The sequence below is a fragment of the Ruminococcus sp. genome (assembly GCF_019417665.1).
Lineage (GTDB): Bacteria > Bacillota > Clostridia > Oscillospirales > Ruminococcaceae > Ruminococcus_C.
Genome location: NZ_DXUU01000071.1, coordinates 1 through 8713, shown reverse-complemented (window position 1 = coordinate 8713; position 8713 = coordinate 1). Strand labels below are relative to the sequence as shown.

Annotated in this window: 8 protein-coding genes; all 8 read right to left on the bottom strand. The window is 51.7% G+C overall.

Annotation, left to right across the window (positions count from 1 at the left end):
• Positions 1–197: 197 nt before the first annotated feature.
• The 8 genes from QZ375_RS12695 to QZ375_RS12660 are packed head-to-tail and all read right to left on the bottom strand — an operon-like array spanning position 198 to position 8592.
• Positions 198–1415, bottom strand: a complete 1218-nt coding sequence (locus QZ375_RS12695; protein WP_295219623.1) for a GH25 family lysozyme — start codon at positions 1413–1415, stop codon at positions 198–200.
• Positions 1416–1419: 4 nt separating this feature from the next.
• Positions 1420–1683: a phage holin family protein gene (locus QZ375_RS12690; protein ID WP_021683441.1), complete on the bottom strand. Its 264-nt coding sequence runs from the start codon at positions 1681–1683 to the stop codon at positions 1420–1422.
• A complete protein-coding gene (locus tag QZ375_RS12685) occupies positions 1680–1877 on the bottom strand; it encodes a hypothetical protein (protein ID WP_021683440.1) in 198 nt (65 codons plus the stop codon). The genes QZ375_RS12690 and QZ375_RS12685 overlap by 4 nt, the downstream gene beginning before the upstream one ends.
• Positions 1878–1889: 12 nt before the next feature.
• Entirely contained in the window at positions 1890–2519 is a 630-nt protein-coding gene (locus tag QZ375_RS12680; protein ID WP_277210139.1) for a hypothetical protein, read from the bottom strand.
• Entirely contained in the window at positions 2520–3857 is a 1338-nt protein-coding gene (locus tag QZ375_RS12675; RefSeq protein ID WP_295219622.1) for a hypothetical protein, read from the bottom strand.
• 3 nt (positions 3858–3860) lie between these two features.
• Entirely contained in the window at positions 3861–5258 is a 1398-nt protein-coding gene (locus tag QZ375_RS12670) for a hypothetical protein (protein ID WP_295219621.1), read from the bottom strand.
• A complete protein-coding gene (locus QZ375_RS12665) occupies positions 5255–6124 on the bottom strand; it encodes a hypothetical protein (RefSeq protein WP_295219620.1) in 870 nt (289 codons plus the stop codon). Before QZ375_RS12665 ends, QZ375_RS12670 begins: the two co-directional genes overlap by 4 nt.
• The gene (locus QZ375_RS12660) at positions 6121–8592 is read right to left on the bottom strand and encodes a phage tail tape measure protein (protein WP_295219619.1); all 2472 of its coding nucleotides are present in this window, start codon (positions 8590–8592) and stop codon (positions 6121–6123) included. Before QZ375_RS12660 ends, QZ375_RS12665 begins: the two co-directional genes overlap by 4 nt.
• Between the last annotated feature and the right edge of the window lie 121 nt (positions 8593–8713).

Below are 8713 nucleotides of genomic sequence, written 5' to 3'. Positions count from 1 at the left end.
CTATTATACCATATTTGTAGCTCAATGGGAAGATTTAATCAGTGTTTCCCTAATACTATCTTGTGCCTTGTAAAATTCACAAATGTAGCCTGCCACGCAAAACGCAAAAAACTGACACGCAAAACGAAAAAAACGCTCCTGAACACCACGTTCAAGAGCGTTTTTTACTACCTATAAACGGCATTTCACTGCTGTTTTTACCCGTTCAATTTCTCATCAATGCTGGCAACGTGCTGCAAGATCTGCCCCAGCATATCAGTGTCCTTCCCAGTGTCCAAAGTGTCTTTTCCAGTATCCGCCGCCGGAGTGGTTGTTGCACTTTTTGCAAATCCATTCAGCCCCGCATTTTTGATAATCGCCGGATAATCCCGATACGCATAGTCCAGATCCACCTCGCCGACAATGCCGGAAACGCTGCCTTTCCAGCTGTACTGCCACAGCCCATAATGCCCGGCATAGGACGATCTGCTCACATCCACATGAGACAGAAACACGTCATACCGGCTCTTTATATCGTCCCCGATACAGCTTTCCAGAGCCGACTTGAACGTATAAATTGCCGCATAATACCCGGCAGATTCCAACGCACTGCAAAACGCCTGACACAGGGCATCTGCATTTTGCAAACTTGCCTGTTCTTCGATGTCAAATGCGATTGGATACTCGAACTGCTTTCCAGCCAGAGCAGACAGGCACACAGCAGCCTCCTGCTCCGCTTCTGCGGCAGTTTTGGCGTAGCTGTACCAGTACGCACCGCAGGGGATTCCAAGCCGTTTGCACTCGCTGTAATTCCGTTCAAACTGCACATCGATCTGGCTGGATTCTTTCCCAAAACCAGCCCGTAAAATCGCAAAATCCACCTGCCCGGATGCCTTGACTTTTTCCCAGTTGATTACACCCTGATGCCTGGAAACATCAATCCCTTTTGCCACAATTCCAGACGGCTGCTGTGCTTTTGCAATGCCGAAATAGCTGTAGAAATTGTTTGTCACTGTGTTTGTGCCTTTGGTTTCATCACCATAATATCGGCTGCCGGTGCGTACATCCAGATGCACCGAAGTATAAGCACCGGTGATATTGGCAATGCCGCCGAAACCCAGATCCTGAGCCTTGCAGCACACCGTCTTTGCTGAGATTACGCTGCCTGACTTGTCATAGCACACCACGTCTGCCGCCGTACCTTTGGTGTGCTGTCCTGCTCCGTTTCCGCCAACTGCCTTGTCATGTGCTGCACAGCGGTAGCCGCTGCTGACGATGATCTTGCCGCAGTCCAACGCCGTATACAGCCGTTCCAGCATGGAAATCAGCTGTTCCGACACCTGAAACGTGTGCGGAGAACTGCATTTGCAGCGGAATTCTCTGGCACAAAAATGAGGCGAAAGCTGCGAATTATCTTCATACGCATATTTTGCCATTTCATCAGCTCCTGAACTGCTTGAAAATCTGATTTGCTCCCGTTGCTGCCAGTCCGGACACAATGCCGACTGCTGCCGCAGACAGCACATCCTGCACCGGAAAATCCGGCATCCAGAACAACGCTGCAATTCCCAGAATGCCGCCGGAAATACCGCAGATGACCGGAATCCATTTGTTGTCCAGAGAAGTGACCTTCACGATCTCCGCCGCCAGATAGCAGATGATCGTGATTGCTGCTACTGCTGTAATACCCAAAACTTCCATCATGTTTCCTCCGTTCCTGTTGTTGCTTCATAGTCGCCGGAAAGCAAAACCAGCATTTCCGGCGTGAGATTCCCAGAAGCAAAGATTTGATACTGTCCGTTTTCCAGCTGTGCCGCCTGAATCGCCGCATCCCCCCAGCTGCTCCGCCGGATCGCCTTGCCGCTTTTCAGCTGCTCAACTGCCTCGATCAGATTCATAAAATAACCTCCTTAAATCGCTGTAATCGACCGGATCAGCGGACGGCTGTTGTTGCTCCGTCCGACCCATGCCAGATAGTATGTGCCTGTGGTGACACCTTCGCAGGGGGTCAGCGTGGTGATATAATCCGTGCTGTACAGCCATTGCAAAGACAGGGCAATATAGCTGCCCTCTGTCTGTGCTTTGGCGAGAATATCCTCTGCCGTACCGCTGTCCGACTGTACCAGCCGCAAAACGCCTGCCTCTGTGCTGCTTGCCAGAAACCGCATCGCAATCTGTGTTGCCGCAGAGATCGTCAGCGGCACAGTCGAACAGGTGTAACAGGAATAATCCCATCCAAAAATAGAAGTGGAATAGTTCAGGGCATACTCATTTTTGCTGCTGCAAAAGTCCGGATATACCGCCGTAAAAGCAGAAAGACTGTACAGGGTGTTATTGTGGGAAAGAAAGATCCCGTCCCGGTGGTCTGCATCAAAAACCACTGTTTTTTTGGTCGAGCCAGAGGGCAGCAGGGAAACCTTGTGTACCAGCAGATTCAGCTTTTCGTCTGCCGTTGCGATAATGCCACGGGCAACCAGATGCCCTGCTAGCAGGTCACGCTGGTGGTTGATCTCTGCAATGTACTGTGCAATTGTCGCCATTTACGCCGTCACCTCCACAATGTCCGCCAGAGCAGTTGCAATGTCGCCCAGAGAATCCTCTAACGCCGTGATTCTCGCCGGAAACTTGCTACTCAGATTCTCATAGTCCGCCGGACTAATGCTGTTCAGCGTTTCTATGTTGTTGTGGTAGTGCTTGATGGAAACCAGCTGTGTCCACTCTGTTCCGCTGATCTTATTCAGTACGTCCAGATTGTCATGGGTGTGTGCAGATTCCTCCAGATGCGTGATGGACAGCGTATGCTCCTGCAAGGTATACGTCAGGCTGTCGGACAGCTCCTGCACCTTTTCGTCCACATAAACCGTCTTTGCATACGGCGTGAGGTCTACCGCAGCCCCTTCTGTCAGCGTCACAGTCGTTGTACCGTTGACATCTGTGATGGTGATCGTCACCACGCTACCGTCTTTCGCCACAGCAGCAATGGGGGAAAATCCGTCTTTCCCGTCTGCACCGGTGTCGCCTTTTTCACCGGGAATGCCCTGCTCTCCCGGATCCCCTTTTTCTCCACGTTCCCCCGGTTGTCCGGCATCTCCCTTTTCGCCTTTCAAAGATGCCAGCCACTCGGATTCAGAACCGCTGTAGCCATGCTCTGCTGCAAGGAGATAGGCGGATTTTCCGTCCGCACCGTCACGTCCGTCTACGCCGTCTGCACCGTCTTTTCCGGGTGCACCGGGTTCGCCTTTTTCGCCGGGATCGCCCTTTGCACCCGGCTCACCCTTTTCTCCGGTTTCTCCCTTTTCACCGGGAACGCCCTGCTCGCCCGGATCCCCTTTTTCTCCCGGTTCGCCTTTTTCACCGCGAGCCGGCAGACCGCTGTCTGTATACGCTCCGCTGTCGGCATCATACAGCCACCATGTGCCGTTTCGGATCTGTGGCAGCTGTACCGAAATCGTTCTGGTTTCCGTCAGGATCCGTTCCATTTCTTTCAGTGCTTCCTCGATAGCGTCCACACCGCCGCTGTATTCCTCCAGCACAGAGGCTTTCACCTGCATGGGCGTGACCGTGTATTTCAGAATGCGGTCACCGTTGTCATAGCAGACGATCTCCAACGCCAGCATACCGGAAACCGCAGTAAACGCCGGAGACACGTTCCATGTCAGCCGGATCTCTGTTTCCATGACTTCCTGCGAAAGCGTTTCCAGTGCCAGATTTCCGGCACTGTTGACACCACGCATCACAAACAGACAGCCGGACAGATCGGTTTCCTGATAAAATCGCTCTACGGAAAAGACAAGCTTGTCCGCATACTTTTCTCCGGCAGTCAGCAGATGTGCCACATGGCTGGTGTCAATGAATTTCTTGTTTGCCTGCAATATCATGTCTTACCCTCCCAGTTTTTGAACTCGTTTTTCCAACGCTCTGCATCGGTTCCGTGCCTCTTTGCGGACTTTGTCGCCCTTGGAAGAACGGATGCAGTCCGCCATCACACGGCTGTCCTCGCCGCCGCAGGAAAGCTTTGTACCGCCCCGAAATGTCCATTCAATGGCAGTGATAATGCTGTCATAGCTTTTGGCAGTGGTCTCATGAAAATCCCGATAAGAGAGCTTGATTTTCTGTCCCAGCTGAAACCGTTTTGTACTGTGTACGGTGCAGGAAAACGGACGCACTGCATACTGATTCCCGGTGTCGGAAGAATATCTTGCGAGCCACATAGAATGGGGAATGGTACTCAGTCCATAGCCGCTGCTAAATACAAAATCCTTTGCAAAACCATCCAGAAACGGATTGGATTCGATCAGAAACCGCTGAAAAGAACTGGTGCTGTAATCCGGAGAACTATGTCTTACCCATGCCCATGTAGATTTTTCATCTTCCAGTTCCACACGGGCATCTGTACGCAGCATATGGATCTCATAATCCGCCACCTCACAGGAATCGTATTCTATTTCTGACATGCCGATGCTGGCACTTCCGTGATAACCGTTCCCGAACTGTCCCAGTTCCAAAGCTCCGTCCTCCGGTCTGGCATAAATGAATCCAAATGCCAGCTCGGACAGATAGCGGTAAAAATCCCGTGGGCAGTCAGAGTCGCTGTTGCTGTTTTCTGCACTCAGATAAAACTTTGCCGGATATATGGTTTGTGACCATTTCTCATTGACCTTTGCATAGATTCTGTCGTTGCAGTACCTGCCATAAGTTTCCCGTCTTGCCTTGTCATACGCTTTCCAGTGCAGCATCTCTTTTACGCCGGTCTGGGACTGGATAAAGGTATTGGTGCAGTCCGTCAGATATTGCAGCCAGCCGCCGTATTCAGTTCCGTTTTCGTCCCACTGGTCGATTCCGATCCCGATATTTTGCCACTTGTCTGCAAGCACCTTTCCGACAGCTTTGACGGCAGATTCCGATGTGCTGTTATAGCTGGACGTATCCAGCCACCCCACAGAGTCCTGTGCGTTGACGGAAAAGATCTCGCCCACACGGGTGGCATCCGTGACCCAGAATGTGCCCATATTGTGCCATGCGGATTCAGTGCCGTATTTGGAACGTACCCGTAATTTTGCCCCACGCACCTGAAATGTGGTCATTCCCGGAATCTTTGCCTGCATGGAAAACGTGGCAGCATACACGCCGCCGATCTCAAATGTGCCGTCTGCACAGCACTGCCGCTTGCCGCCGGCAGAAATGATACTGGATTCCGTCAGTGTAGTAACCAGATCATAGCTGTGTGCGGCATAGTTGTATTTGTATATCTCCACCCGAATGGATTCTGCAATGATCATATCTCATCCTCCCGGAAATTCGGTGCATCGATCCGCAGACGATAAATGCGGTCAATATCGCCGCACTGCATCCGCACATAGGCATTTGTCACTGCTCCTGTAATGCCGATTCCAATGACGCTGCTGATCCAATTTCCGCTGGGATCTTGAAAATACGCCGTCAGATCTCTTTCTGCATTTGGATACCCGTTGACACCGTATATCAAAATTTTTGGCGAAGCCGCTTGCAGCAAATTTGCACCGACATAGAAATGCAGATAGATCACATCTGTGTTTTCGGTCGTGTAGTCCGGCAGCTGCACAGACCCGTCCGCCAGACGTTTGCCGTTTCTGGACTGCAAATATGCCAGCGGCGAAAAGGGAGTGCCCTTGCTGTCCTGTACGATTTCGACACCGCAAAATTCCAAACTTCCACGCTGAAACAGCGGCATAAAACATGGGATCTCGCCGCTTTCGTCCTGACCGCTTTGCCGGATCGCTGGGAAAGACACCTGATAAATTTCCCGACTGACAGAGACCGTGGTCACAGAAATATTTCCGGATACGATCACACAGGTGCCACGGAAAAAATCAAACGGAACAATTGTCACTGACTGTACCGGATAAACTGCACCGTCCAGATACAGTACACCACATCTGAGCACACTCATCAGCTTGTACAAGGCGGTATCTCCGTGCACCTCAAACGACAGCGGAATGGTTTCCACCAACGCCAGAACCGGATAATAGATCTGTGTTCCGCCGGCACTTTGAAATCGTTTTCCCAGAGGTTCCGCAGTAGAATCTCCGTTGACCAGCTGTCGCATATTGGCAGCACAAGACCAAGTGCCGCTCGGTGATTTTCCCCAGATATTCACGAGTCTCATAATGTTTCCCCTCCGCTCCTTGCGTTGGCGATCTGAGCCGCCTTGACTACCACAGTTTCCAGCTGTGTGCCGCCGATGTTCACCGGAATGATAATATCCCCGTTCTGCTGCGGCTGCCGGTATTCCTCCGCCGCCGTTTTCTCCGGCGGATTGTACTGCACTGCCGTTCCGGCAGCTCCCATGCTGGAATAGCCCTGCATCTGTACCGCAGAATCCAGTTGCATTTGCAGCCGGTCTGTGTCCACCTTGTCCATCATGGCATCCAGCGAACGGTTCAGATCATCGGCAGTGTCGCCTGTGGTGTCTTCCATGCCTACAGCAACGCCGGGCAGTAAAAATTTACCCACAGTGTCACGCATCAGCTTAGACGGGGAATTGATCCCGAAAAAGTCCTTGAATCCGTCCCAGATCTGTCCGGCAACGTCCTGCACCGTATCCCAGATGGCAGAAACACCCTCGATCAGACCGTTGGCGATGCCTTTCAGAATGTTGCCGCCCAGTTCTAGCCAGTCCACTTCGGTGAGTGCATCCCAGATCGCTCCCCATATCTGGGGAATCGCTTTCAAAAGATCCGGAATCGCTTTGATCAACCCGGAAGACAGTCCATACATCAGCTTGATTGCTGCTTCAATAATCATTGGCAAGTTGTCTATTAGCCCTTGAAACAGAGCTGTGACAATTTGAATGGCTGCATCGATCAGCTGTGGCAATTGTTCGATCAGCCCGTTGACAATGGCAAAGATCATATCAATTGCCGCTTCGATCAATTGCGGCAGATTGTCCAGAATGCCATTGACTAATGCCATAATGATCTGAATGGCTGCATCGATCAGAAGAGGGAGATTCTGGATTATCATATCCGTCAGTGTCATGATAATCATAATGACCGCTGTCAGAATCGTGCTGACATTGTCTATCAGACCGCCTACCAGAGCGTTTAGGATCTCGATAGCTGCCACGATCAGCGTGGGCAGATTCTCCACGATCACATTGACAATGGCTAGAATGATCTGCGGCACATACTCCATCAGTGCCACCAATCCCTCGGACAATCCGTTGATCAGCGTGGTGATCAGCTGCACCGCAATGGGCAGCAGATTCGGCAATGCCTGTTGAATCGCCGTAATAATGCCGTTCAAAAGTGTCTGTCCTGCTTCCAGTAATGCCGAAGCATTTTCCGAAATGCCCTGGACGATGCTGTTTAGGATCTCTGTTCCGGCACTGAGAATGCCAGGCAGGTTTTTCCGGATACCGGAAAGAAATTCGCCCAGTATCTTCTTGCCAGCTTCCACCATGCCGCTGGATCTGCTGCCGATGGAGTCGATCACACTGTTGATGCTTTCAAATAGCCCGTCAAAGATCCCGGCAGCATCTCCGCCGTTCATCACATTGATGATACCGGAAATGGCATCTGCTGCTCCGGCAGACAGCGTGGACTTCATATCCAGAGAGAAACCGCTGACAGTCCGTTTCAGTCCCTCTACCGCACTGCCAATGTCGTCATATTTGACCTCGTTGATCTGTCCCAGTGCATCATACGCCACACCGGATGCATCTTCCATGTTTGCCAGCATGGGCAATAGGTTTGCCTGTAAGTCCTCGAACTGTGTGCCGAACAGGTCAATGGCAGCTTGGTTTTTGGCGACAGGGTCTGCAATGCTGTCCAACGCCTGGACAGTCTGGAAAAATGCTTCCTGTGCCGTGTCACCGCCAGCCGCAAACCGCTGTGCCATGTCATCTGCATTCATGCCGATCATGGCAAAGCCCTCTGCCGTGGAATCACTGCCGTCCTTGCAGCGGATATTGAACTCCTTGACCGCATCGCCCACCTTGTCGATGGAGAACGCTCCGGATTCTGCACCGGAGATCAGGCTCTGGGTGAACTGTTCTGCGGACAGTCCCAACGCCGCATACTGCGTGGAATACTCGTTGAGGGTGTCCAGCAGATCGCCGTTCTGATCGGCACCGTTTTGTGCTCCTGCGGCAATGAGATTGTATGCTTCTTCGGCACTGATCCCGAAGTTGTTCATGAGTGCCGATGCAGCACGGGTGCTTTCGTTGACTTCATAGCCGAATGTGTCGCTCAGTGCCATAGCACCCTCTGTGGCAGACTGCAATTCCTCGCCCATCAGTCCGGTCTGCTTCGTGACTTCTGCCACGGCATTGGCAGCATCCTCATAGGAATCCCCGAAGTTGTTGCCGTACACGTCCTTGACCACATCCCGCAGCCCTTCCAGCTCCGCCCCGGTGGCACCAGTCGAAGAGGACATTTGATTGATCGCCTTGTTGAACTCGTCACCGGAGGAGATCATATCGCCAAATGCAGACAGGGCTTTCTTGCCCAGATCGGACAGCAGATTGCCCATTGCCACAGATGCTGCGGAGATCGTCCCTTTCATGCCTTCAACCTTTTGGTCAAAACCGCTGGTATCACCGTCAATGGGGACTCTGATGCTTTCATCTGCCATATTATTTCACCACCTCCGAAAAAACGGCACTCTCACATACCGTAAAAGTGCCGCTATTTATACGCTTCTAAGAGCCTGTTTAGTATCTTTTAAGAATAATGCGGATAAAAGCGAGGGAAAC